We start from the raw sequence: 23,570 nt of genomic DNA on the forward strand, positions 1-23,570 counted from the left end.
GGGAATCAGAAGCGCGATAAGCGGGGTGTGACCGCCATCATCGCTGCCTGATTACGGCCCTGGTTTTTAGCGAGGTAAAGTGCCTCGTCCGCAGCGGTCAGAATATCCGCCTGTTCAATCTCATCTTCCCGATCTGCCGGGCAGTACGTGGCCGTACCCAGGCTGATGGTGACATAGCCAATATCGCTGCCCTGATGACGGATGCCCAGCCCGCGCACCGCCTCCATCAGCTGCCGTGCCACCACCTGCGCGCCGTCCGGGTCAGTGTCCGGCAGGATGGCCGCAAACTCCTCACCGCCAAAGCGGGTGACCACATCGGTGCTGCGCTTCAGCGCGCGGCGCAGGGTGCGCGCGATCAGCCGCAAACAGGCATCCCCCGACAGGTGACCATACTGGTCGTTGAAGACTTTAAAGTAGTCGACATCGATCATCACCAGTGACAGCGGGGAGAGCGCGCGCCGGGCGCGCATAAACTCATACCCCAGCACTTTTTTGAACTCGCGCCGGTTGGGCAGCCGGGTCAGGGCGTCGGTGTGCGCCTGAATCTCCAGACGGCGGTTGGCTTTCACCAGTTTCAGTTCCAGCAGTTTGCGCTCGTGGATGTCCTCGGCGGTGCCGTACCAGCGCATGATATGCCCCTCCGGCGCAAAGCGGGCCGCCGCGCGCAGGCGCATCCAGTTCCAGCCGCGCTCCACGTGGCAAAAGCGTACCTCCATGTCGAGCGGCATCCCGCTTTTCAGGCTCCGTTCCCAGCTCTCCAGGGCGCGGCGGCGATCATCGTTGTGGATCGCCTGCACCCAGCGGTCGCCTAAAATATCCTGTTGCGGCAACCCGGTAATGCGCTGGAAACGGCTGCTGACATCGGTCAGCAGGCCGTTCGGGTCAGCGGTCCACGGGAGTTGCGGGTTCAGCTCCACCATATTGCGGTAGTGCTCCTGGCTTTCACGCAGCGCCCGCTCCATCTGCTTCATGCTGGTGAGGTCGATCAGGGCCAGCGACAGGCCACTTACCTGCCCGCGGGCATCGGCCGCCGGGTTAATCCGGATAAAATAGTCCCGGTTACCCAGGCTGAACTCCCGATCCTGCATCGCCTGCCCGGCGGCGGCATGGGCCAGCGCCTCACTGACCAGCGTGCGGAAGGCCGGGTTAAATGACCCGACCTCATGGCCGGTCATTTGCGCCGGGTGCAGCCCAAGGATCGCCGCCATCGCATCGTTGACCGTGACATAACGGAAAGCCAGGTCAATAAAACAGAGCCCGACCGGGGCATGGGCATAAATCGATTCCAGCTGGAACAGGCGCGGGTTGTCCGGTTCACACAGGAGGGCGGTACTGGCCTGGCTCTCTTTATGGTCATCATGTCGCATGATGCGCTCTCCAAAACAGGAAGTCGGCGGCGCATGGCCTGTGCCGCCATACACTCAATATTCCAGCACCAGGCTGACGGTGTCGCTGTAGTTACCGGCCGGTTGTGCCAGCTGAGCGGTGTTGACACGCACCACGTAAGAGAGGCTTTGGCTCAGGCCGGTGCCGATGCCGGTCAGCTTGCTGTTACTGTCCCAGATGGTGGTGCCGTTGGCCTGGTAAATCTGGTACTGAATGTAGTTGCTGGTGGTGCCGTTGCGCATCCGCCGCCACGGGGTGCCGTAGTTATTGCCGTTGGTAAAGTAGGTTTTATACCCCTCGGTTTTGGTGCAGGTCAGGGTCACGCTCTGGGTGACGGCGCTGAACTGGCTGACCAGCGCCATGCTGCCGAGGTTGACATTTGGGGTGCTGTTGATGGCGCAATCTTTGGTGATGATGGCGGTCACCGTCACCGCCGCCACCCCGGTGCCGGTCCAGGCGCTCAGGCAGGCACCCACCACCCCCAGGGTGCAGACGGAGTACGTCCAGCTGATGTTAATCACATCAGTATAGGTGCCGGAACGTACATTGGCCCCGGTGGTGGTGCGGATGTAGACCGGCACGACGACGTTGCTGGACTGGAACAGCGCCGGCAGCAGGCCCAGGCTGCCGTAGTCCATGGTCTGGCCGGTGCTGAAGGCGTACTGATAGTTGGGGTCCGGGTAGATCAGGTAGGGAATGGCGTCCCCGGAGCCGTCAGTATTCGCCAGCCGCATGGCGTTGGTGGTGGACTGGATGGTGCCGCGCACGGTGTTGTTGGTCAGCAGGTTGACCGTGGCACCGGTACAACTCAGCCCGCCGGTGCCTTGCGCGCGGAACTGCGTGGTGTAGGCGGTAAATGAACTCTGGGTGCCGAGGTTCACCGTGCCGTTGCCGATGGCGCAATCCGCCCAGGCACCGGCGGACAGCAGCATCAGCGGGAGCAGCCACCCGGCAGCGCGTAGGGGAAAACGGATTGCGGTGTTCATCTCAGGCTCCTGTGAATAATCGGCAGTCAACAGCATCAGGGGCGGCACACCAGCGGCCCCAGGTTATGGATGCCCTGTGGGCGCGGCACCCGCACGGTGACCCGGCAGACGGATCCGTCATCTGCGCGGGTAATGGTCAGCAGGTTCTCCTGCGTGATCTCCTCCAGCCAGACCAGGCCGTCCCAGCCGACGTAACTTTTCTTTGCCGACCCGGCGAGGCTGACCGGGCTGCCGTTGGGCAGCGGCCGGCCATCGGGGCCGACCAGCGTCAGGTTGGCGGAGGAGAGGGTGTTTACCGGGAAGGTGATCAGCAGCCCGCTGTCACGGCGCAGGGATCGCGTCTGTTCCACCGTGGGCACACTGACCTCCGCCGGCAGGTTGAGCGGGTCAATCTGGAAGCGGGCGTGGTAGAACGAGGTGACCGAAGGCACCAGCAGGTAGCCGCGCTCATCGGTTTCACCGATGCGCTGGTTCTCATAAGAGACCGGGATGCCGCCATGGCCGCTGGTGGAGATCAGCGCAAAGGCGTCGTTCACCTGGTTGGCGGCGTAGACCCGGCCGTCCATCGCCACCAGTGAGCCGCTGACCTGCCCCCAGCGGGTAAAGCGGCCGCTGTTGCCGTAAATGCCGCCGCGCGTTTCAAGGTGGTCGCCGCGCCAGCTCAAATCAGCCTGCTGGTATTGGCTGTTGCTGACCTGCCCATCCGCGTAGGCGATGTTCCAGCCAAACCCGCCGTCGGACGGGATGGCGCGGCTGTAGGTGGCGCGCCCGCTCCACTGGTTATCGGTGTCACGGGTGGCGCTGAAGCTGGCGGTGCCTGCGTCCCCGAACGGAATGCTTAACATCAGCTGGGCATTGAACCCCTCACCGCCGATGGCGCGGTTCACGGTGGCGTAAAAGGAGCTGTTGCCCCACAGGCTTTTGCTGTAGCTGAGGTTGACCAGCCGCGTGCGGCCGCCCTGGGCATCCCGTACGTCAAAATAGCCGCTGCCGAGGGTGCCGAACCGGCCGAGGCTGAGGCTGCCGGTAAGCTGGTCACTGCGGCGGCTCAGGCGGGAGCGGGTGTTGTAGTTGGAGAGATCGGCATAGTGTTCACTGCGCAGGATGCGCTGGGCATTCAGGCTGAAGCGTTGATTGCTGAAGGTGTAACCGAGCGACACCTGGGAGCCGCGTCCGCCTTCCGGTGGCAACAGGGTGCCGGTGCTGAAGTCGCTGATGGGGCCGCTCACGTCGCTGTCGCCAATGCCCGCGCCGGTGCGGTTGTCCAGCGCCTGTGCGGCCTGTTCCGACTGGTCAAACGCATCGGCACGGCTGCTGCTGCCGCTCCAGGCGAGGTTCAGCACGCCAAAGCGGCCAACGCGCACCCCGGCCCCGGCCCCGCCTACCGCCATACCGGGCGCGCCTTCGGCCTGCGCCTCCAGCGTCAGCCAGTCTGTGAGGCCGTGGCGCACCAGCCCGCTGGCCGCCGGGTCGCCGTAGTCGGCAGAGCGGATGCCATAATTCTGGCGTATCGCCCCGGCACTGACGCTGTAATCCGTCAGGCCCGCCTGCAACAGCTCACTGGCGACATAGAAAGGCACCACCGTGGACACCTGCCGCCCGAGCGCGTCGGTGGTCACCACCGTGGCCTCGCCCGCGCCGCTGACGAAGGGCACGCTGTCGATGGTGAAGGGGCCGGGGTTCACCTGGCTGCTGTTGGTTTTATAGCTGTTGATATAGAGATCCACGGTGCTCGGCACCGCGGCCTGCCCGGCAAAGGCCGGCAGCGGGTAGGTGACCAGATCCGGGCGGGTGGAGAAATTGCGCGACACCTGAAGCCCGCCCAGCCGCACGGCGCTGCTCCACGGCAGGGCGCCGGTGATCACATCCCCGGCGCTGTAGCTCATCATGTTGACGTCGTCGTTATATTGCCACTGGGTGTCGTAGCGGATGTAACGGTTCTCGCTCTCCACGCCTTCGGCAGAACCCAGATCACGCCGGTAGATGCCGTTGTTGGTCACCGCGCCAAACCCCCCGAACAGCCGCTGCTCAGTCCAGGCGGAGATAAACCCGTGGGTCTGGGAATCCGGCGTCTGGCTGGCGTACACCTCGTAATTAAACAGCAGGCCGGGGCTGCTCTCTGCCGGCAGGTAATTCTCCGACGGGCCTTCGCCGATGCGTTGCGACGGCAGCCAGTCCCCCGGCACGGTAATCAGCAGTTGCTGGGTTTCCCCGCTGTACCTCACCTGCAGGCGGCTGTCGATCTGGTCAATCGCCACCGGCTGCGCGCCGGTTTGTTGCAGCGGCACCCCGGCGTTGCGCAGCTGATCGGGCGTTAAATAGTAGTGGCCGCCGCGATACTCGACCGGCAACACCTGGCCGCCCGGCTGCCCGTTCACCACAATTTCCAGGTAGAGCAGGGTGTCCGGCATGGCCGGCACCGCCGCCGGCGGCGGGGGCAAACCAGAGGCTGCGGCAGGTGGCGGCGGCAGTGTGGATGCGGCGGCAGCCGGGGCTGGGGAGGGCGTGGATGCCGCGACCGCCGCCGGCAGCGGGGGCAAACCGGAGGCTGCGGCAGGTAGCGGCGGCAGTGTGGATGCGGCGGCGTCCGGGCCTGGGGAGGGCGTGGATGCCGCGACAGCCCCCGGCGGCGGAGGCAAACCGGAGGCCGCGGCAGGCTCCGTCGGTGAAGGCGCAGAGTCAGCCGCCATGGCGGCGGGCGGGGGAACGTCATACGTCGCGGCAATCTCCGCAGGCGAGGGCGAAGCAGGCTCCGCCGGCAGCGAGGGCGCAGAGTCAGCCCCCGCCAACGGTGGCGAAGGCAAACCGGGCGCAGCGGCAGGCTCCGGGGAAAGCGCCCCGGCCCCGGCCTGGGCGCTGAGCAGTGCCAGCACCATCAGCAGCGGCGGCAGCAACCCGGTGTGCCGGCAGCGCATCAGCGCCTCCTGCCGGGCGCAGTGCATAGGATCACCCTGGGATCGCCGGTCAGTAAGCGGAGATCGTGACAGGCTGCGGGTTGTCATTGACCGTCGCCTCCAGCCGGGTAGCCCCGCCCACGGTCTGTTTCAGCGGGAAACGCATCTCTTGCCCCGGCAGCACATACCCCAGCAGCCCCTCGCTCAGGCTGATGCGGCGTGACCCGGAGAGCCAGGAGACGCGGGAGATGCGGGCATGAACCGCCCCCTGGTTCCGCACCATCAGCCAGGCTTTGCCCTGGGCAGAGACGGCGCGAAAATGGAGCACCGGCTGGGCCGCTTCGGCGTAATCCCGCGGGTGTTCGTAATCCTGTTTGGTCCAGACCCCCGGCCCGCTGACAAACAGCGGCACCGAATAGCGCATCTGGAATTTTAACCCCAGGCTGTTGGTTTCCGGGGCGGCATCGCCCTGCGGTACCTCATCCACCAGAATGCGGTAAGCCCGCTCCTGGCCGGGCGGCACCTGGCTGTTCCTCACCAGCCGCACCAACTGGCGCTTGCCGGGGGCGATAGAGGCCACCGGCGGGCTGGGGATCACCTCGGTCTGGCCGGCGTAGCGATCCTCGCCGTTACCCTGCTGCCAGCTCAGGATGCGCACCTGAAGGTAGACCGGCTTGCTGTCGCGGTTCTCCAGCCAGAGCGCCGAAGCCTGCTGGTGAGATTCAATCACCGGATCAATCGGCCAGATGAGGATCGCGGCAGCGGCCTGCGCCGTCGCGCTGAGGAAGGGGGAGATCAGGGCACACCACAAGGAGACCCATACCGTTAACTTCATGCCAAACATCCTTTTCATTTCAATCAAGATCAATAGGTCACGGTGACCAGCACGCTGTCGCTGTAGTTGCCCGCGCTGGGCATGGTCGCGGCCGGCAGCACCCTGGCATAAATTTTGTACTCCTGTACCGCGCCGTTGGCGCTGAGCACCAGGGTAGTGCCGCCGTTGCTGCCGTTGCCCCACACGGTGGTGCGGGCGGCATTCTGGTAAAGCTGATAGGCCAGGGTTTCATTGGTCGCGGTGTTGAGCATCCGGCGGCCGGCCGCAATCGAACCCGTGACGTTATTGCCGTTGCCCAGCGCCAGTGTCACCGGCGCGCCGGGGGTGCACTTCAGCACAATCGACCCGCTGCCCTGGCTGGTGACCGCATCCACCGGCACTGCCAACGACGAAATCGTGCCGAAGCTCAGCGACCCGAAGGTGCTGACGTCAGCACTGCCGCTGCCCAGCACGCAGCCGTTCACCAGGGTGGCGCTCAGGGTAAACGCCTGGCTTTTGCTCAGGTCATCCACCCCGGTATCCGCCCCGGTACCGGACGCCAGCAGCAGGGCCATCACCGGCAGCCAGGCCGGGAATCTGCATCGCATCACGGCGGCTCTCCTGTTACCAGCTGACGGTGACCTGAACCGTGTCACTGTAATTTCCCACAGAGGGCGTGGCCTGCGCCGGTATCCGCCCATATACCGGCAGGTAGATAATCTGGCCGTTACCGGTGCCGGAAACGCCGGTGACGTTGTCCCAGACGGTGGTGTAGGCCGCGTTGGTATAGAGGTTGTAGGTGACCCGCTGGGCCGTGGGGCCACCCACCAGATAGCGGCTTGCCGTGCTGCCGCTGTTCCCGCCGTTCAGCAGCACCCGCCACGCCGTGCCGTTATTGCATTGGAGTCGGATCGCCCCGGCGTTTTGCTGGCCGGTGACGTTGATGGGGCGGGAGAGAAAAGAGGTGGTGCCGAAATCGAGCGTGCCGAAACTCACCACGCCGTTGCTGGTGGTGCCGGCTGAGCAGGCAGCCACCAGTGTGGCGTTAAAGCCGACCGAGGCGGTCTTGGTGACGGCCGTGACCGGCCATGCCGGCAGCATCAGTACCGGCATGATCAACGCGGCTGCCCGCCGTAACCCGGCCCGCCCGGCGTCCTTTCCGTGGCTGCTGTTCATCGCGCGGGGCGTTACCAGGTGACGGTCATGGTCACGGTATCCGTGTAGGTACCGGCCGCCGGGGTGGTCTGCGCCGGCACCTGACCATAGACGATCAGGTTAACCGGGGTGCCGGTACCGGTGCCCGCCAGCGGGGTGCCCGGCCCCCAGAGGGTGGTCCGCGCCGGTTCCTGGTAAAGGTTGTAGTTAATAAACGCGCCACCGGTGCCTGCCATCCGCCGTTGCCCCCCGGCGGCGTTCACGCCGTTATCCAGTGCCACGGTAAACGGGGTGCCGGTGGTGCAGAGCAGCTGAAGGCTGCCGGTACCGGCGGCATCCGTTGACTGGGAATTAATGATGTTAGCCAGGGAAGAGTACTCGCCAAAGCTCAGGGTGCCGAATTGGTTTACCGCGCCGGTGGAGTTCCCGCCGACCACTTCGCACCCGGCCCCCACCGTCAGGGTGACCCCCATGTTCCCGGTGACCGTACCGGCAAACAGCGGGGCAGTCGGGGTCAGCATCATCAACGCGGCGGTCGCCAGCGTGAGTTGTGTTTTCTTCATAACCTGTTCCTTTCAGTAAAAAACAAAAGCTGAATCAGTAAGACACATCAGAAGCCGGGCTGGGGCGTCCTCCACGCAGATCAATGGTTAATCTTGTTAATAAGATTAATTATTAGAATACATTTGGTCATATTTCCTCTTAAAAATAAAAAAAAGCCACTGAGGGGTAATGACGCCACTTTTTGCGTTGCAAGCGGTGAAAAGGGTGCATAAAAAGATGTGATGTAAATTAGGTGTTAATCTAGGGTAATTTCTTGATAACGCATGTAACAAACTAAAAGTGAAGTATTAATTAGTTTTGTTAATGTTTTGCAGGGTTTTTTTAAAGAATTGATTATTTTTTGAGCAGGAAAACCGGGTTATCTGAGCCGGAATAATAAGAAAAGCGGGCCTTAGCCCGCCTATGAAGTGAAGAGGATCACACCGGGGGCAGCATCACAAAGGCGGCACCGTCGCGTACCAGTTCACGCGGCAGGGCATTTTTGATGCGGCTGCCGATGCGCTTGGCCAGGCCAAGCGGCTGGCCAAGCCAGGTCAGGATAAATTCATCCCCGGCGGGCAGCGTTTCCGGGTAGAGGTCACGCCCCATAAACCAGCTCTGCGCCTGTTCTGCGTCCAGTTCCAGCGTGGTATGGCCGGCGGTGTCGGCCAGCGCCACCACGGCCTCATGTTGCCAGCGATAGCCTTTCGGGAAACGTTCCGCCAGCTTCAGGCCAATGCGCGAGAAACGCACCTTGCCGAACAGCGGGGTCAGCGCCTGCGGGAACAGCCAGATCTCTTTGTCACGCAGCCACAGGGTATGGGTGTCGGGCAGCGGCAGCCCGGCCGCCCGTGCCGCCTGGGTGACGGCGTCGCGCTCTTTGCCCGGCAGCGGTGAGAAGGGGAACGCGCCCACTTTATAGGTGGGCGCCGGCAACGGGGTGACCGCCGCGGTTTTACGCAGTCGCGCCACAAAGAAGCCTTCGCTGTCAAAAATCTGCGGGAAAACATGCAGGAACCCTTCCGGCGTCGCAGCCCGTGCGGCACCGGGGAAGAGGTCGTCCAGCGGCTCTGTGGTCACGGCGTCCGGGTAGCGTGCCAGCAGCCAGCGGCAGACGTCCTGGTTCTCCTGGGCGTTCAGGGTACAGGTGGAGTAAACCAGCGTGCCGCCCGGTTTCAGCGCATGGAACGCGCTGTCGATAAGTTCCCGCTGGGTGGCGGCAATGGAGACGATGCTCTCCGGCGACCAGTTGCTCATGGCATCCGGATCTTTGCGTACCACGCCTTCGCCAGAGCAGGGCGCATCGAGCAAAATCGCATCAAAGGTCTCCGGCAGCGCGGCCCCAAACACCCGGCCGTCAAAGTGGGTCAGCGCGCTGTTGCTGACGCCGCAGCGGCTGATGTTGGCGTGCAGCACCTTGACCCGGCTGGCGGAATATTCATTGGCGACAATGCCGCCGAGGTTGCCCATGCGGGCCGCAATCTGGGTGGTTTTCGAGCCGGGGGCGGCGGCCACATCCAGTACCCGTTCCGGCAGGGCATTGCCGCTGAACAGCGCGCTGACCGGCAGCATCGAGCTGGCTTCCTGCAGGTAAAACAGCCCGGCCAGGTGTTCCAGCATGTTGCCGAGCCGCTGGCTTTCGTCATCACTGCGTTCAATCCAGAACCCTTCCGCGCACCACGGCACGGGCGAAAGCTGCCAGCCATAGGCGGCGGCGCGGGCGGTGAAGTCCGCCACACTTATCTTCAGGGTGTTGACGCGCAGGCTGCTGCGCAACGGGCGCTGGCAGGCGGCGATAAAATCGTCCATCGACAGGTCGGCGGGCATGATGGCACGGGTGGCCGCGAGGAATTCAGGCGGCAGGAAAGCAGAGAGGTGTTTAGCCACAGGGAGGAGTCCGCAAGCGCAATAAAAGTGGCGCGCAGTCTAGCACACCTGCGGTGCGGCGGTGAAATGGCGACCCGGCCGGAAAAAGCCGCCTGCGGGCGGCGCCAAAAAAGAAAAAGCAGCCCGCAGGCTGCTTTAAAGGAGAGACGTTCCCGCCGGATCAATTCTGCGGGATGGCGGTGCCCCAGCTCTGCCAGCCTTTCGGCTCCTCGCTGTTGAGCAGGAAATGCTTGCCGGGCAGGGCCTTCGGTGCCAGCGGAATGCTTGGCGGGGTCATAAAGGCGATGCCGCCGCGGATAAACTGCTGGAAGGTGCCGCTTTTGATCACGCCGCCGGTCAGGCCGAATTGCAGGTTATAACCGGAAGCCAGCCAGAACACCGAATTGTTGCGCACCAGGTGCTGGTACTTTTTGCTGATGCGCAGCGTGACATGCACCCGGTCGCCCATCGAGCCGAGGTAGAACCCGGTGACGGTGCCGACCTCAATGCCGCGGTAGAGGATCGGCGTGCCCACTGACAGCGAGCCGGTTTCTGCCGCATCCAGCACAATCCCCAGCCCGTCGGTGTAACGTGAGTCGGTGATGGTGGCTTCCTGCAATTCAAAGGTGCGCGCCATATGGCCGCCTGCGCCCGGTTCCACATTGATGTAGGGCTGGATCAGCGTGTCGAGGTTACTGACCCCGGCGGCGGAGATCTCCGGCGACACAATCGAGAACCGGGTGCCGGTGCGGGCAAAGTTCTGCACATATTCCGGGTAGAGCACCGCTTTGGCATCCACCTGGTTGCGTTCCGGCGTCAGCTTCAGCGACTCCACCTGGCCGATGTCGATGCCCAGGTAGCGGATCGGCATACCCGGTGAGAGTTTGCTGGCGTCAAAGGTGGTCAGGGTGATCTGGCTGCCCACTGCCCGTGCGGCGGTTTCGTTGGCGTAGAGCACCCGTTTCACCCCTTTGGTAAAGGTGACGCCTTCCAGGTTATCGAAGCTGATTGCCCCTTTCAGCGCCCGGTTGAGCGGGGAGGCCTGCACAGAGAAACCGGCCCCGTTCAGCTGCACTTTCGCGCCGCCTTCGGCCCAGAAGATGCTTTTGTCCGTGAGCAGCTTGCGGTACTCCGGCTGGATATAGACGTCCACATCGAAGGCGTTGGCGCGCGGGCGGATATCCGTGATTTCACCCACCTGGAATTTACGGTAGAGCACGACCGAACCGGCCTGCACATCCGGCAGGCTGTCGGCGGTCAGCGTCAGGGTGGGTTTCGGGGTGTCGCTCTGGGTGCCTTCTTCTGCTTTCTGCTCATCACTGTAGAGCGGGTAGCGGCCCGCCGGGTCGCCTTTCTCGCCCGGCAGGATCTTGATGCCGCCGTCAATCCACTCTGCGGCGCTGGCCCCGCTGACCTGTAGCCCGTCCAGCCCCAGCTTCACATTGACCCGGCTGTTGACCACAAATTTGCTGTCCTGATGGATAAGGTGGCGGTATTCCGGTTTGACCGCGACTTTGAACAGGATACCGGCGTCCGTGAGGTCGCGTGACAGCACCTGGCCGACATTGATGCCGTACAGGATCAGCGGCTGGCCGGGGTTAATGCCGTAGGTCTGCGGCGCGAGCAGTTCCAGCGTCAGCACATTGGGCTGCTGCAACAGTTTCAGGCTGCTGTCGAACACCGTGAAGCGATCCTGCCGCTCACCCTCGCCGGGGATAAGCTCCAGAGTGCTGCCGGTGAGCAGCGCGCTGAGGCGGGTATCGCTCAGGCTGAGTTTCGGGCTGTTCAGCTCAATGCGCGTGCCGCTGCGCATCAGTTCCACCACCGACGGGTCTACCGTCAGCTCACCGCTGACCTTGCCGCCTTTTTCCAGCGTGACTGCCGTCAGGGTACCGACCTGTAACCCCTGGTACATCAGCGGGGTATGGTTGGCGTTCAGGCCGTCGCCCGAGGGCAGGTCGAGGTGGATCAGCACGCCGCGCTGGCTGTGCGCCAGGTCGGGGTAGAGCTGGTAGGTCTGTTCCGCGGAGGCCGGGGTGCCGCCGGTGGGGGAGTCAAAGGCAATTGCCCCGTTGACCAGCGCCGCCAGGCTCTCCATTTTGACCGACGCCCCTTGCAGGCTGAAATCGCCCTGGAAGCCGGAGACATTCCAGAAGCGGCTGTCGCGTTTCACCAGATTGGCGAAGCGGCGGTCGATCAGCACATCAATGGTCACACCCTCTTTGCCGGGCGCGATGTCGTAGTCGTAGACCTTGCCGACCGGGATTTTGCGGTAATAGACCAGCGAGCCGGTGTTCAGGGAGCCGAGGTCCGCCGCCCGCAGGTGCACCATCAGCTCGCCGGTGTTCAGGCGGAATTTCGGCTGGGTGTCGAGGGCGGTGAACTGGGTTTTCGGTTCGCCGGGGCCGGGCATCATGCCGATGTAGTTGCCGCCCACCAGCGCATCCAGCCCGGACACCCCGGCCAGCGAGGCCTTGGGCGTCACCAGCCAGAACTGGGTGCCGTCGCGCAGCGCATCTTCCAGCTCACTGCGGATGCTGACCTTAACCAGGATGTTGCGCAGATCCTTGCTCAGGCTGATAGTCTGGACGGTGCCCACCTCCACCCCCTGATAGCGCACCGGCGTACGCCCGGCGACAATGCCCGCCGCAGACTGGAAGGAGATGGTCACCGTGCTGCCGCGCTCCTGATAGTTGCTCCAGATAAGCCAGCCGGCAATCATCAGGGCAATAAACGGCAGTAACCAGAACGGGGAAATCCGGCGCTTCTTTTTTATCCGCGCCTTAGTCGGTGTAGTCGGCGTTTCGTGTTGCATGTGCATCCCAAATCAAACGGCTATCCAGCCAGTGTACGGCCAGGATAGTTAAGAACACCGCACTGCCGAAATAAAAGGCAGCCGGCCCCATGGTAAACGAGAGCAACTGATCGCGGTTGATCAGTGACATCATCAGCGCTATCACAAACAGGTCGAGCATTGACCAGCGGCCAATCCAGGTCACCAGCCGCAGCAGGCGGATACGGGTTTTCAGGCTGTGCTGGGTACGGAAATGGATGCTGAGCAGCAGCACCAGCAGCACGATGACCTTGGTAAAAGGCACCAGCACACTGGCGATGAAGACGATCCCGGCAATCGGGATATTGCCGGAGGTGGCGAGCGACACCACCCCGGAGAAAATGGTGTCTTCCATGCGTTCGCCGTTGGCGTAGATGATGGAGATCGGCAGCAGGTTGGCCGGCAGCAGAAACACCATCGCCGCCAGCAGCGCAGCCCAGCTCTTTTGCAGGCTGTGGCGGCGGCGCAGGCGCATCGGCACATGGCAGCGCGGGCAGCGGCCGCGGGCATCCGGGTGGCCGGTAAATTTGCACGGCAGGCAGAGCCGGAACGTGGCGGGATCGCCGCCCGGCTGTGGCTGGGGGTAGAGGCGCAGCCAGAGTTGCTCCACGTTGAGGTGGATCAGCAGCAAAAGCGTCAGCAGCATCACTGCCAGGTAGGCAATCAGCGCCGGGCCGGGCGTGATGTCGGCATACTCTTTGACTTTGATGCACGCCACGCCCATGCCGACCAGGTAGATGTCCAGCATGACCCACTCTTTCAGCCGGTCCAGCATCAACAGCACCGGCCGCAGGTTCATGCCGAGCTGCCGCCCGAGATACAGATAGAGCAGGGAGAGCACCAGCGTCAGCGGTGCGCCCACGGTGCAGAACAGCACCATGCTGCCGGTGAGCGGCGAATTCTGGTCGGTCATCAGCCAGACGCCTTCCAGCAGGGAGGCCTCGATGCGGGTGCCGAGCAGGCGGATGCTTACCAGCGGCTCGCTGAAGGCAAACGGCATCAGCAGCAGCGCGGTCACGGCCACCACCGCCAGGCGCGTCAGCGACCAGTCGCGCCCTTTCTCCACCCTGGCATTGCAGCGCGGGCAGTAGGCGGATTCCGTGCCGCTGAGGAACGGCAGGGTAAACAGCATGTCGCACTCACTGCAACGCTGGTAGCGGGCCTGGGGCAACGGGCCGGAGAGTGTCTCTATTTTCATGATTCCGGACTCGGCAGAAGGTGCGTGAACAGCCTGTGAGGGGTCTGTGCCACCTGGTTACAAAAAAATGTGCTTTCCCTGCATCGTATCTGGGGCACAATCCGCCTCCGGCGGTCGTGGCCGGAAGGGAGACGCGTTTTTTGATGCATGTCTAGACACTTAGCGTAGCGTGAAATGAGGGCGCGGTCAGGCATGGTTCAGATAAATCCGGCGACTTTCAGCGGCCAACATACCCCGACACAGGGGGTTTTGTGAAGTAACCGCCGATTAACCTTGTGACGATACGCATTTAATGCTTATTTTATAGGGGCTAAGCGCTGTCAGCGCGGGTTACCCTTACAGATTTTATGGTCATGACATGAACAAAAACGCATTCTACACAGAATTAAAACGTGACATGGGCGCGCTGCTGTCCGGCGAAACCAATTTTATTGCCACGCTGGCCAATGCCAGTGCGCTGCTGTATGAGCGCCTTGAAGGCGTGAACTGGGCAGGCTTCTACCTGATGGACGGCAAAACGCTGGTGCTGGGGCCGTTCCAGGGAAAAATCGCCTGTGTGCGTATTCCGGTGGGTAAGGGCGTCTGCGGGACGGCAGTGTCAGAACAGGCTGTCCAGCGTGTGGGTGACGTCCACGCATTCCCCGGCCATATCGCCTGTGACGCGGCCAGCAATGCCGAAATCGTGTTGCCGCTGCGGGTCGGCGGGCAGATCATCGGGGTACTGGACATTGACAGCACAGTTTATCAACGCTTCGATGAAGAAGACGAAACCGGCCTGATTGCAGTGGTTGACGCGCTTTGTGCACAGCTGGAACAGTGCGACGCGGCAAAATATGTCCTTCTTTCTCACGATGATTAACGGATAACGTGGCATTTACTGATGGCGTCATTATAATGGCGCCTGTTCATGCCTGCGCCGGTTGGCAAACCCGTTGTAATCAGGAAATTTCATGGAAAATCAACCTAAGTTGAACAGTAGTAAAGAAGTCATCGCCTATCTGGCTGAGCGGTTCCCGCTCTGTTTCACCGCCGAAGGCGAAGCGCGTCCGTTAAAGATCGGCATTTTTCAGGATCTTGTGGAGCGCGTTCAGGCTGAGGAGAACCTCAGCAAAACGCAATTGCGTTCCGCCCTGCGCCTTTATACCTCAAGCTGGCGCTATCTGTATGGCGTTAAAGTCGGTGCCCAGCGCGTCGATTTAGACGGCAACCCATGCGGCGAGCTTGAAGAACAGCATGTTGAACATGCGCGTAAGCAACTGGAAGAGGCGAAAGCCCGCGTCCAGGCGCAACGTGCCGAACAGCAGGCTAAGCGTCGCGAAGCGGCTGCTGCCAACGGGGAAACCCCGGATGCTGCGCCTGCCCGCCGCCCACGCCCGGCGGGTAAAAAACCTGCGCCGCGCCGTGAAAACGCCGCCGCCCAGGAAACCCGCAAGCCGCGCTCACCGCGTCCGCAACAGGCTAAAGAGCCTCGCGCTGAACGTCAGGAGAGCCCGGCAAGTCTGGTGCCCGTCACCGACATCTCAAAACTGCAGATTGGCCAAGAGATCAAAGTCCGGGCCGGTAAAAGCGCGATGGATGCCACCGTATTGGAAATTGCCAAAGACGGTGTCCGTGTGCAGCTTTCCTCCGGTCTGGCGATGATCGTGCGCGCAGAACACTTGCAGTTCTGATACGGAGGCCAACCCAGGCATGAACAAATTTGTCAGAGTTACCGCCATCGCGGCGGGCCTGTTTCTGGCGGGCGTAAGCTTTGCCAATGAGGCCCCCGTGACGCTTGAAACGCTGCCTCAGCTCCAGCAGGAGCCGCAGGACGCCACCGTCAGCGAACGTGTGACGGCGCGTTTCACCCGTTCTCATTACCGTCAGTTTGACCTGGATGAGAACTTCTCCGCGAAAATCTTCGAACGCTACCTCAATATGCTGGACTTCAACCATAACGTGTTGATGGCGGCAGATGTGGCGCAGTTTGCGGACAAAAAAACCAGCATGGGCGAGGAGCTGAAAACCGGCAAGCTCGACACCGCCTATGCCCTGTTCAACCTGGCGCAGAAACGCCGGTTTGAACGCTTCCAATACGCGTTGACGGTGCTGGCCAAACCCATGGACTTCACCGGCAATGACACCATTGACCTCGACCGCAGCAAAGCGCCCTGGCCGAAGGACATCAATGAGCTGAACAGCCTGTGGGATGCCAAAGTCAAATATGACGAGCTGAACCTCAAGCTTACCGGCAAAGACGAGAAAGAGATCCGTGATGTGCTCAGCAAGCGCTACCATTTCGCGATTAAGCGACTGGCGCAGAGCAACAGCGAAGATGTATTCCAGCTGATCATGAATGCCTTTGCGCATGAGATTGATCCGCACACCAATTACCTGTCCCCGCGCAACACTGAGCAGTTCAATACCGAGATGAGCCTGTCACTGGAAGGCATCGGTGCTGTGCTGCAGCAGGATGATGACTACACCGTCATTAATTCGATGGTACCGGGCGGCCCGGCGGCGAAAAGCAAAAACATCACCGTGGGCGATCGGATCGTCGGGGTGGGCCAGAGCGGCAAACCGGTGGTGGACGTGATTGGCTGGCGCCTGGATGACGTGGTCGCGCTGATTAAAGGGCCAAAAGGCAGCAAAGTGCGCCTGGAAGTGTTACCGGCCGGGAAGGGCACCAAAACCCGCACTGTGACCCTGACGCGTGAGCGCATCCGCCTGGAAGACCGCGCCGTGAAGATGACGGTGAAGACCCTCGGCAAGCAGAAAGTCGCCGTGATGGACATCCCCGGTTTCTACGTGGGCCTGACGGATGACGTTAAAGTGCAGTTGCAGAAGATGGAAAAACAGCACGTCACCAGTCTGGTGATCGACCTGCGGACCAACGGCGGCGGTGCACTGACCGAGGCGGTTTCGCTCTCCGGCCTGTTTATTCCAAGCGGCCCGGTGGTGCAGGTGCGTGATAACAACGGCAAGGTGCGTGAAGACAGCGACACCGACGGCGTGGTCTATTACAAAGGGCCGCTGGTGGTGCTGGTTGACCGCTTCAGCGCCTCGGCATCTGAGATTTTCGCTGCCGCCATGCAGGATTACGGCCGCGCGCTGATTGTGGGTGAACCGACCTTCGGGAAAGGTACCGTGCAGCAGTACCGTTCGCTGAACCGCATCTATGACCAGATGCTGCGCCCTGAGTGGCCGGCGCTGGGGTCGGTGCAGTACACCATCCAGAAATTCTACCGCGTCAACGGCGGCAGTACTCAGCGTAAAGGGGTCACGCCGGACATCCTGATGCCGACCGGCATCGAGGCGGCGGAAACCGGGGAAGCGTTCGAAGATAATGCCCTGCCGTGGGACAGCATTAACGCGGCGACCTACAGCAAAACCGGCGACATGAAACCGTTCGTCCCGGCGCTGCTGAAAACGCACGCTGACCGTATCGCCGGCGATCCGGAGTTCCAGAGCATTGCGCAGGACATTGAAAAGTATAAGGCGACCAAAGATAAGCGCGACATCGTGTCACTCAATTTTGCCCAGCGCGAAAAAGAGAACCACGAGGATGACGCCATCCGCCTGAACCGCATCAATGAGCGTTTCAAACGCGAAGGGAAAAAACCGCTGAAATCGCTCGACGATCTGCCGAAAGATTACCAGCAGCCCGATCCGTATCTCGATGAGACGGCGCACATCGCGCTTGATCTCTCTAAGATGGAAACCGCTGAAGGGAATGCGGCAGCCAAATAAGCAGCCCGCCTTGAAAAAGCGCACTCCGGTGCGCTTTTTTTATAGCTGCTGTTCGGGGGATCGCCCCACTAAGCTGCAAAGGCAGAGGATTTCGGTTAAGCCTGCTCATAATGCGACACAGATCGCTGCATTTTGTAAAGTTTTGTGATTTTAGCAGCTTAAGTCCACGTAACGCTTGAAACATGCCGCCAAGCCCATACGATCAAGGGGCAGGCATGTGGCCTGCACAGCAAAAATCCCAACAATGAGGAAGTGACAATTTTATGATGCGTATAGCGTTATTCCTGCTGACCAACCTGGCGGTGATGGTGGTCTTCGGGCTGGTACTCAGCCTGACAGGGATCCAATCAAGCAGTGTCATGGGGTTAATGATCATGGCCGGGCTGTTTGGTTTTGGCGGCGCATTGGTTTCGCTGCTGATGTCCAAATGGATGGCGCTGCGCGCGGTCGGCGGCGAAGTGATTGAACAACCCCGTAACGCCACCGAGCGCTGGCTGCTCGACACCATCCGCCAGCAGTCACAGCAGGCGGGTATCGCCATGCCGCAGGTGGCGATTTACCACGCGGCGGACATCAACGCCTTTGCCACCGGTGCCCGGCGTGACGCCTCGCTGGTGGCGGTGAGTACCGGCCTGTTGCAGAACATGAGCCAGGCAGAAGCGGAAGCGGTGCTGGCCCATGAAATCAGCCACATTGCCAACGGCGATATGGTCACCATGACCCTGATTCAGGGGGTGGTAAACACCTTCGTTATCTTCATCTCGCGCCTGCTGGCGCAGGTGGCGGCTGGGTTCCTGGGCGGTAACCGTGAAGAAGAGGGCAGCAACAACGGCAACCCGCTGATCTATTTCGCGGTGGCAACCGTGCTGGAGCTGGTCTTCGGTATTCTGGCCAGCATCATCACCATGTGGTTCTCCCGTCATCGTGAATTCCACGCGGATGCCGGTTCGGCCAAGCTGGTCGGGCGTGACAAGATGATTGCTGCCCTGCAACGGTTGAAAACCAGCCATGAGCCGCAGGAAGCGGGCAGCATGATGGCGTTCTGTATCAATGGTAAGAGTAAATCGCTCAGTGAGCTGTTTATGTCTCACCCGCCGTTGGATAAACGGATTGAGGCGCTGCGCAGCGGCCAGTACCTGAACTGATTTACACGATAGTAAAAAGCCCCGCCAATGTGCGGGGCTTTTTTATGCCTTCAGCCCGGCGGGTTGCCCGGCGCTTAAGGCATCAGGTGGCCGGGCTGCCTTGCTGGGTCATCCGCAGGAAGCTGACCAGCGCGCCGCCCGCCGCCAGCGACCCGGCCAGCAGCAGTGAGGCATGGGTGCCGGCCTGGGAAAACAGGTTGAACATCAGCGCCACCAGCGCAGCACCGGCCGTCTGGCCCAGCAGGCGGGCTGTGCCGAGCATCCCACTGGCCCCTCCGCTGCGCTCACGCGGGGCCGCGCTGATAATGGTGTGGTTGTTAGGCGACTGGAACAGCCCGAACCCAGCCCCACACAGGATCATCCGCCAGATGATATCACCATCGCTGGGGGCGGCGGGCAGCAGCGCCAGGGCAAAAAGGCCCGCGGCAAACACCATCAGGCCGATGCCGCCCAGCAGCCCGGCATGGTAGCGCTCCACCAGCCTGCCGGCGATGGGGGCCATGACCATCGTCGCCAGCGGCCAGGGCGTCAGCAGCAGGCCGGTTTCCACTTCGCTGCGCCCCAGTACGGTTTGCAGGAAAAACGGCAGCGACACAAAGGCCAGCATCTGGGCGCTGAAGGAGCAGAGGGAGGTGCCGATTGACAGCGAAAAGATCGGGATACGCAGCAGATCAACCGGCAGCAGCGGGAAGGGCTGATTCAATTGCCGCCGCACAAACACCACCCCGACAATCAGCAGCGCCAGCAACTCCCCAAATGTCAGCAGCAGGCTCTGCCCCTGGGCAAAGCCGCTCAGCGCAGTAATCAGTAAGCCGAAGGTCAGGGCATTCAGGATGCCGCTCAGCACATCAAAGCGCTGGCCTTTACGGCGGCTGAGGTTAGCCGGTAAAAACTTCATACCGAGCGCCAGCGCCACCAGGCCGATCGGCAGGTTAATGGCGAACAGCCAGGGCCAGGCGGCAAAGGAGAGGATGGCCGAGGCTACGGTCGGCCCGGCCGCCGAAGAGACGGCGACAATCAGCGCATTGATGCCAATACCGCGCCCCAGATAACGCTGTGGATAGATAATGCGCACCAGCGCCGTGTTTACGCTCATGATCGCCGCGGCACCAAAACCTTGCAGGACACGGGCGATAGTCAGGGTGAGCAGCGAGTCTGACAGGGCACAGAACACAGAGGTAATACTGAATACCAGCAGACCGGCCTGATACACCCGGCGGTACCCGACAATATCCCCCAGCGAGGAGAGCGGGAGCAGGGAGATGGTAATCGCCAGTTGGTAGGCATTCACAATCCAGATCGATGACGCCGGGCTTGCCTGTAAATCCCTGGCGATGGTCGGCAGGGCGACGTTGGCAATGGCCCCGTCCAGCACGGAAACAATAATACCCAAGGCGATAGCGAGGATCGCACCATAACGTTGTGGAACGGGCAAGCCGTCAGCAGGAGTTGCGGTCATGAAAGGGGTCTGATGTTAAACAGGTTTGTTTAAAATATTAACATGCCGGCTACTTAAGCGCGGGGTTTCATGCCGGCAGGCGGCCTCTTTTTTGTAAGCAACCGCTGTCCGCCGGGGGCTAATTATACTGCAGGGATTTGCGTAACTGGCTGGGGCTGACGCCAAACGCTTTTTTAAACGAGGTAGAAAAGTTGTTGCTGTCGCTGAAACCGCAGGCAAACGCAATCTCCGTCAGCGTGTCATCCGTGGATTGAATCTGGTATTTCGCCCGGTTCAGCCGCAGGGTATTGAGGTATTTTTGCGGCGTCTGGCCGGTATGGCTGAGGAACTGGCGGTGCAGGGTGCGTGGCGTGATAAAAAAGCGTTCCGCCAGGGCTTCCCAGTTAATCTCATCCTGCGGGTTCTGTTGCAGGTAGAGCAGGATCTGTTGCAGCTTGTCCTGATTGGAACCGGCCGGGGTAATCCGGTAACGCCCCTGGCGCAGCAGCATCAGGATGCGTAAAAACAGCGTCTCCTGGCGGCACTGCTCAATCAACGGCTCCTGTTCGACCTGAAGTTTCATTTCATCCAGCAGGCTTTTCAGCGCTTTTTTCAGCACCGGGCTGATGCTCCAGACGCACCCGTCATCCGGCGAGGGCAGCAGGTGGCTGAAGTTTTTGATAAAGGTAAAGGAAGTATTCGGCCGGTAAAGAATATTCACCAGGCGCAAATCATCCACCTGTTCAAACAGATGGCGATCGTCTGCATTAATGTAAAAGCACATGCCGCAGTTAATGGTGTAAGGGAAATCATTCAGGACGTGTAACCCGCTGCCGCCATCCACAATAAAGATTTCGTTGAAATCGTGGGTATGCTCAGGAAAAGGCTCCTGCGGCTCGCGAAACGCCAGGGCCACGGCATCCTCCTGGCGCGGAAAAAAATCATAGCTGCGCAAGGTATACATGTGGGTCTCTCACTCTGGCCGGGCCACAAAACAGGCGGCCCGCGGTTAGGTAGGTTTTTTAATTAAAACGTATAAATAAAAAAAATAAACTGGCGTTTCATTAAATTGTGACGGCGGTGAGATATTTTATGATTGAACACAAGAAAGGGTGAAAGGGGCGTAAAAGTCCCGTAGATTGCTAACCGTGCGCGATTTCTCTTATACTGAATTACTGTTCTGATTTTTTTGAAACCCATTGAACCGGGGGCCTGAACCAGGCACCGGCGAAGGTAAGGCAACTATGGCAATTGCAGATTTTGATAAACAACCCGATTCCGTGTCCTCTGTCCTTAAGGTGTTCGGCATTCTTCAGGCGCTGGGTGAGGAGCGGGAAATTGGGATTACTGAGCTCTCCCAACGGGTGATGATGTCCAAAAGCACCGTCTATCGCTTTCTGCAAACCATGAAGTCGCTGGGCTATGTGGCGCAGGAAGGGGAGTCAGAAAAGTATTCGCTGACGCTGAAGTTGTTTGAACTGGGGGCCAAGGCGTTGCAAAACGTCGATTTGATCCGCAGTGCTGACATCGAAATGCGTGAGCTGTCGAAGCTGACCAGGGAAACCATCCACCTCGGTGCGCTGGATGAAGACAGCATCGTCTACATCCATAAAATTGACTCCATGTACAACCTGCGCATGTATTCGCGTATCGGCCGCCGCAACCCGCTGCACAGCACGGCCATCGGCAAAGTGTTGCTGGCCTGGCGCGATCGCAAGGATGTGGCGGAAATTTTGAAAGAGGTGGAGTTCACCCGCAGCACCACGCGCACGGTCGGCAGCGCCGATGAATTGATGCCGGTGCTCGATCTGGTGCGTGAGCAGGGTTACGGTGAAGACAACGAAGAGCAGGAAGAGGGGCTGCGTTGCCTGGCGGTGCCGGTATTCGACCGCTTCGGGGTGGTGATTGCCGGCCTGAGCATGTCGTTCCCGACCATCCGGTTCTCGGAAGAGGCGAAAGTGGATTATGTGGCGATGCTGCACACTGCGGCCCGCAACATCTCCGAGCAAATGGGTTACCACGACTACCCGTTCTGATAACGGGATAACCTGATAAAAAAACCGGCGCCTGGAGCGCCGGTTTTTTTTGCTGCGTACTCAGCAGGCTTAGCGGTGCGCCAGCTCTGCCGTTTCGTCTGCGTTCATCAGCGATTTGTCCGTCTGGCGCATCAGCTGGCTGGTCACGGTGCCGGCCGTCATGGAGCCGCTGACGTTCAGGGCGGTACGGCCCATATCGATCAGCGGTTCGACGGAGATCAGCAGCGCGACCAGCGTCACCGGCAGGCCCATCGCCGGCAGCACAATCAGGGCTGCGAAGGTCGCGCCGCCACCCACGCCCGCCACACCGGCAGAGCTGAGGGTCACGATGCCGACCAGCGTGGCGATCCAGACCGGGTCAAACGGGTTGATGCCCACGGTCGGGGCGACCATCACGGCCAGCATGGTCGGGTAGAGACCGGCACAGCCGTTCTGCCCGATGGTCGCGCCAAAGGAGGCGGAGAAGCTGGCGATGGATTCCGGGATACCCAGACGGCGGGTTTGCGCTTCCACGCTCAGCGGGATGGTCGCGGCGCTGGAGCGGCTGGTAAAGGCGAAGGTCAGCACCGGCCAGACTTTACGGAAGAAGCGGCCTGGGTTGACCCCGACACCGGCCAGGAACAGCGCATGAACCACAAACATGATCGCCAGGCCCAGATACGACGCGACCACGAAGCTGCCGAGTTTAATGATGTCCTGCACGTTGGAACCGGCCACCACTTTGGTCATCAGTGCCAGCACGCCATACGGCGTCAGTTTCATCACCAGGCGCACCAGCTTCATCACCCAGGATTGCAGGGTATCGATGGCCACCAGCACGCGCTCGCCTTTGGTTTTGTCATCTTTCAGCAGTTGCAGTGCCGCCACACCCAGGAACGCCGCAAAGATCACCACGCTGATGATGGACGTCGGGCTGGCACCGGTCAGTTCGGCAAACGGGTTTTTCGGCACAAAAGAGAGCAGCAGTTGCGGGACGGTCAAATCCGCCACTTTACCGGCATAATTCGTCTGCAAAGCAGCCAGACGGGCCGTCTCCTGCGCACCCTGCACCAGGCCATCTGCCGTCAGGTTGAACAGCCAGGTCACCAGTACACCCACCAGGGCGGCAATCAGGGTGGTGATCAGCAGGGTACCGATGGTCAGCACACTGATTTTACCCAGCGACGAAGCGTTATGCAGTTTCGCGACGGCGCTCAGGATAGAGGCGAACACCAGCGGCATGACGATCATTTGCAGCAGTTGCACATAACCATTGCCGACGATGTTGAACCAGCTGATTGAGGTTTTCAGGGTTTCGCTGTCTGAGCCATATACGGCTTGCAGGCCAAGGCCGAACAGGACACCCAGCACCAGACCCACCAATACTTTTTTCGCCAGGCTCCAGGCTTTATGGCGGGTTTGCGCCAAAAGCCACAGGAGGGCAATAAAGACCACTACGTTAATCACGAGCGGAAGATTCATACCCAACTCTCCAGAAGTTTCCAATAAACAGTGCATTATTCTCAGGGCACCCGTTTTTTTCAGACGGTTTACCCTGACTTTTGCCT

General features: G+C 61.0%; 18 protein-coding genes. 5 read left to right on the top strand and 13 right to left on the bottom strand.

All coding sequences use genetic code 11. From position 1 onward, the window contains the following. Positions 1–5: 5 nt before the first annotated feature. From JK232_RS13940 to yebS, 10 genes are all read right to left on the bottom strand, one after another. On the bottom strand, positions 6–1,367 hold the full coding sequence (locus tag JK232_RS13940; protein WP_101854332.1) for a GGDEF domain-containing protein: 1,362 nt from the start codon (positions 1,365–1,367) through the stop codon (positions 6–8). 54 nt (positions 1,368–1,421) lie between these two features. Beyond that, positions 1,422–2,372, bottom strand: a complete 951-nt coding sequence (locus tag JK232_RS13945) for a Csu type fimbrial protein (RefSeq protein ID WP_072933350.1) — start codon at positions 2,370–2,372, stop codon at positions 1,422–1,424. A 35-nt stretch (positions 2,373–2,407) separates the two neighbouring features. Next, the gene (locus JK232_RS13950) at positions 2,408–4,783 is read right to left on the bottom strand and encodes a fimbria/pilus outer membrane usher protein (protein ID WP_212589349.1); all 2,376 of its coding nucleotides are present in this window, start codon (positions 4,781–4,783) and stop codon (positions 2,408–2,410) included. Between the two features lie 553 nt (positions 4,784–5,336). After that, positions 5,337–6,101 (bottom strand): fimbrial biogenesis chaperone, encoded by a 765-nt coding sequence (locus JK232_RS13955; protein WP_072931020.1) that lies wholly within the window; start codon positions 6,099–6,101, stop codon positions 5,337–5,339. 29 nt (positions 6,102–6,130) lie between these two features. Then, positions 6,131–6,688, bottom strand: a complete 558-nt coding sequence (locus JK232_RS13960) for a Csu type fimbrial protein (protein WP_079205287.1) — start codon at positions 6,686–6,688, stop codon at positions 6,131–6,133. Between the two features lie 16 nt (positions 6,689–6,704). Continuing rightward, positions 6,705–7,256, bottom strand: a complete 552-nt coding sequence (locus tag JK232_RS13965) for a Csu type fimbrial protein (protein ID WP_101828518.1) — start codon at positions 7,254–7,256, stop codon at positions 6,705–6,707. Between the two features lie 11 nt (positions 7,257–7,267). Then, positions 7,268–7,798, bottom strand: coding sequence for a Csu type fimbrial protein (locus tag JK232_RS13970; protein ID WP_072931012.1), 531 nt, complete (start codon positions 7,796–7,798; stop codon positions 7,268–7,270). A gap of 418 nt (positions 7,799–8,216) precedes the next feature. Further along, positions 8,217–9,605 carry a 16S rRNA (cytosine(1407)-C(5))-methyltransferase RsmF gene (gene rsmF, locus JK232_RS13975; protein WP_246538578.1) on the bottom strand — a complete coding sequence of 463 codons (1,389 nt, stop codon included), beginning with the start codon at positions 9,603–9,605 and terminating at the stop codon, positions 8,217–8,219. A 220-nt stretch (positions 9,606–9,825) separates the two neighbouring features. Beyond that, positions 9,826–12,459 carry a PqiB family protein gene (locus tag JK232_RS13980; protein ID WP_072931009.1) on the bottom strand — a complete coding sequence of 878 codons (2,634 nt, stop codon included), beginning with the start codon at positions 12,457–12,459 and terminating at the stop codon, positions 9,826–9,828. Next, on the bottom strand, positions 12,428–13,675 hold the full coding sequence (gene yebS, locus JK232_RS13985) for a membrane integrity lipid transport subunit YebS (RefSeq protein WP_079205286.1): 1,248 nt from the start codon (positions 13,673–13,675) through the stop codon (positions 12,428–12,430). The genes JK232_RS13980 and yebS overlap by 32 nt, the downstream gene beginning before the upstream one ends. A gap of 358 nt (positions 13,676–14,033) precedes the next feature. Here yebS and JK232_RS13990 point away from each other — a divergent pair, with 358 nt between their 5' ends. The 4 genes from JK232_RS13990 (at position 14,034) to htpX (ending at position 18,549) form a co-directional block, all read left to right on the top strand. Next, positions 14,034–14,534 carry a GAF domain-containing protein gene (locus JK232_RS13990; RefSeq protein WP_072931005.1) on the top strand — a complete coding sequence of 167 codons (501 nt, stop codon included), beginning with the start codon at positions 14,034–14,036 and terminating at the stop codon, positions 14,532–14,534. 91 nt (positions 14,535–14,625) lie between these two features. Continuing rightward, complete coding sequence (gene proQ, locus JK232_RS13995; protein ID WP_072931003.1) at positions 14,626–15,345, top strand: RNA chaperone ProQ; 720 nt, start codon at positions 14,626–14,628, stop codon at positions 15,343–15,345. Positions 15,346–15,364: 19 nt separating this feature from the next. Beyond that, positions 15,365–17,404, top strand: a complete 2,040-nt coding sequence (gene prc, locus JK232_RS14000; protein WP_212589325.1) for a carboxy terminal-processing peptidase — start codon at positions 15,365–15,367, stop codon at positions 17,402–17,404. A 263-nt stretch (positions 17,405–17,667) separates the two neighbouring features. Continuing rightward, a complete protein-coding gene (htpX, locus tag JK232_RS14005; protein ID WP_101828521.1) occupies positions 17,668–18,549 on the top strand; it encodes a protease HtpX in 882 nt (293 codons plus the stop codon). A gap of 82 nt (positions 18,550–18,631) precedes the next feature. On the opposite strand, the gene JK232_RS14010 is transcribed toward htpX, so the two are convergent. Both JK232_RS14010 and rhaS read right to left on the bottom strand, forming a co-directional pair. Next, positions 18,632–20,008, bottom strand: coding sequence for an MFS transporter (locus JK232_RS14010; RefSeq protein WP_072930997.1), 1,377 nt, complete (start codon positions 20,006–20,008; stop codon positions 18,632–18,634). A gap of 118 nt (positions 20,009–20,126) precedes the next feature. Next, complete coding sequence (gene rhaS, locus JK232_RS14015; RefSeq protein WP_072930995.1) at positions 20,127–20,951, bottom strand: HTH-type transcriptional activator RhaS; 825 nt, start codon at positions 20,949–20,951, stop codon at positions 20,127–20,129. A 280-nt stretch (positions 20,952–21,231) separates the two neighbouring features. Between rhaS and kdgR the strand changes: the two genes are divergently transcribed. After that, positions 21,232–22,023: a DNA-binding transcriptional regulator KdgR gene (kdgR, locus tag JK232_RS14020; protein ID WP_072930994.1), complete on the top strand. Its 792-nt coding sequence runs from the start codon at positions 21,232–21,234 to the stop codon at positions 22,021–22,023. A 69-nt stretch (positions 22,024–22,092) separates the two neighbouring features. On the opposite strand, the gene JK232_RS14025 is transcribed toward kdgR, so the two are convergent. Continuing rightward, a complete protein-coding gene (locus JK232_RS14025) occupies positions 22,093–23,484 on the bottom strand; it encodes an L-cystine transporter (RefSeq protein WP_072930992.1) in 1,392 nt (463 codons plus the stop codon). Between the last annotated feature and the right edge of the window lie 86 nt (positions 23,485–23,570).

Source organism: Nissabacter archeti (assembly GCF_018257325.1).
In the GTDB taxonomy this organism is placed as follows: Bacteria; Pseudomonadota; Gammaproteobacteria; order Enterobacterales; family Enterobacteriaceae; genus Chimaeribacter; species Chimaeribacter arupi.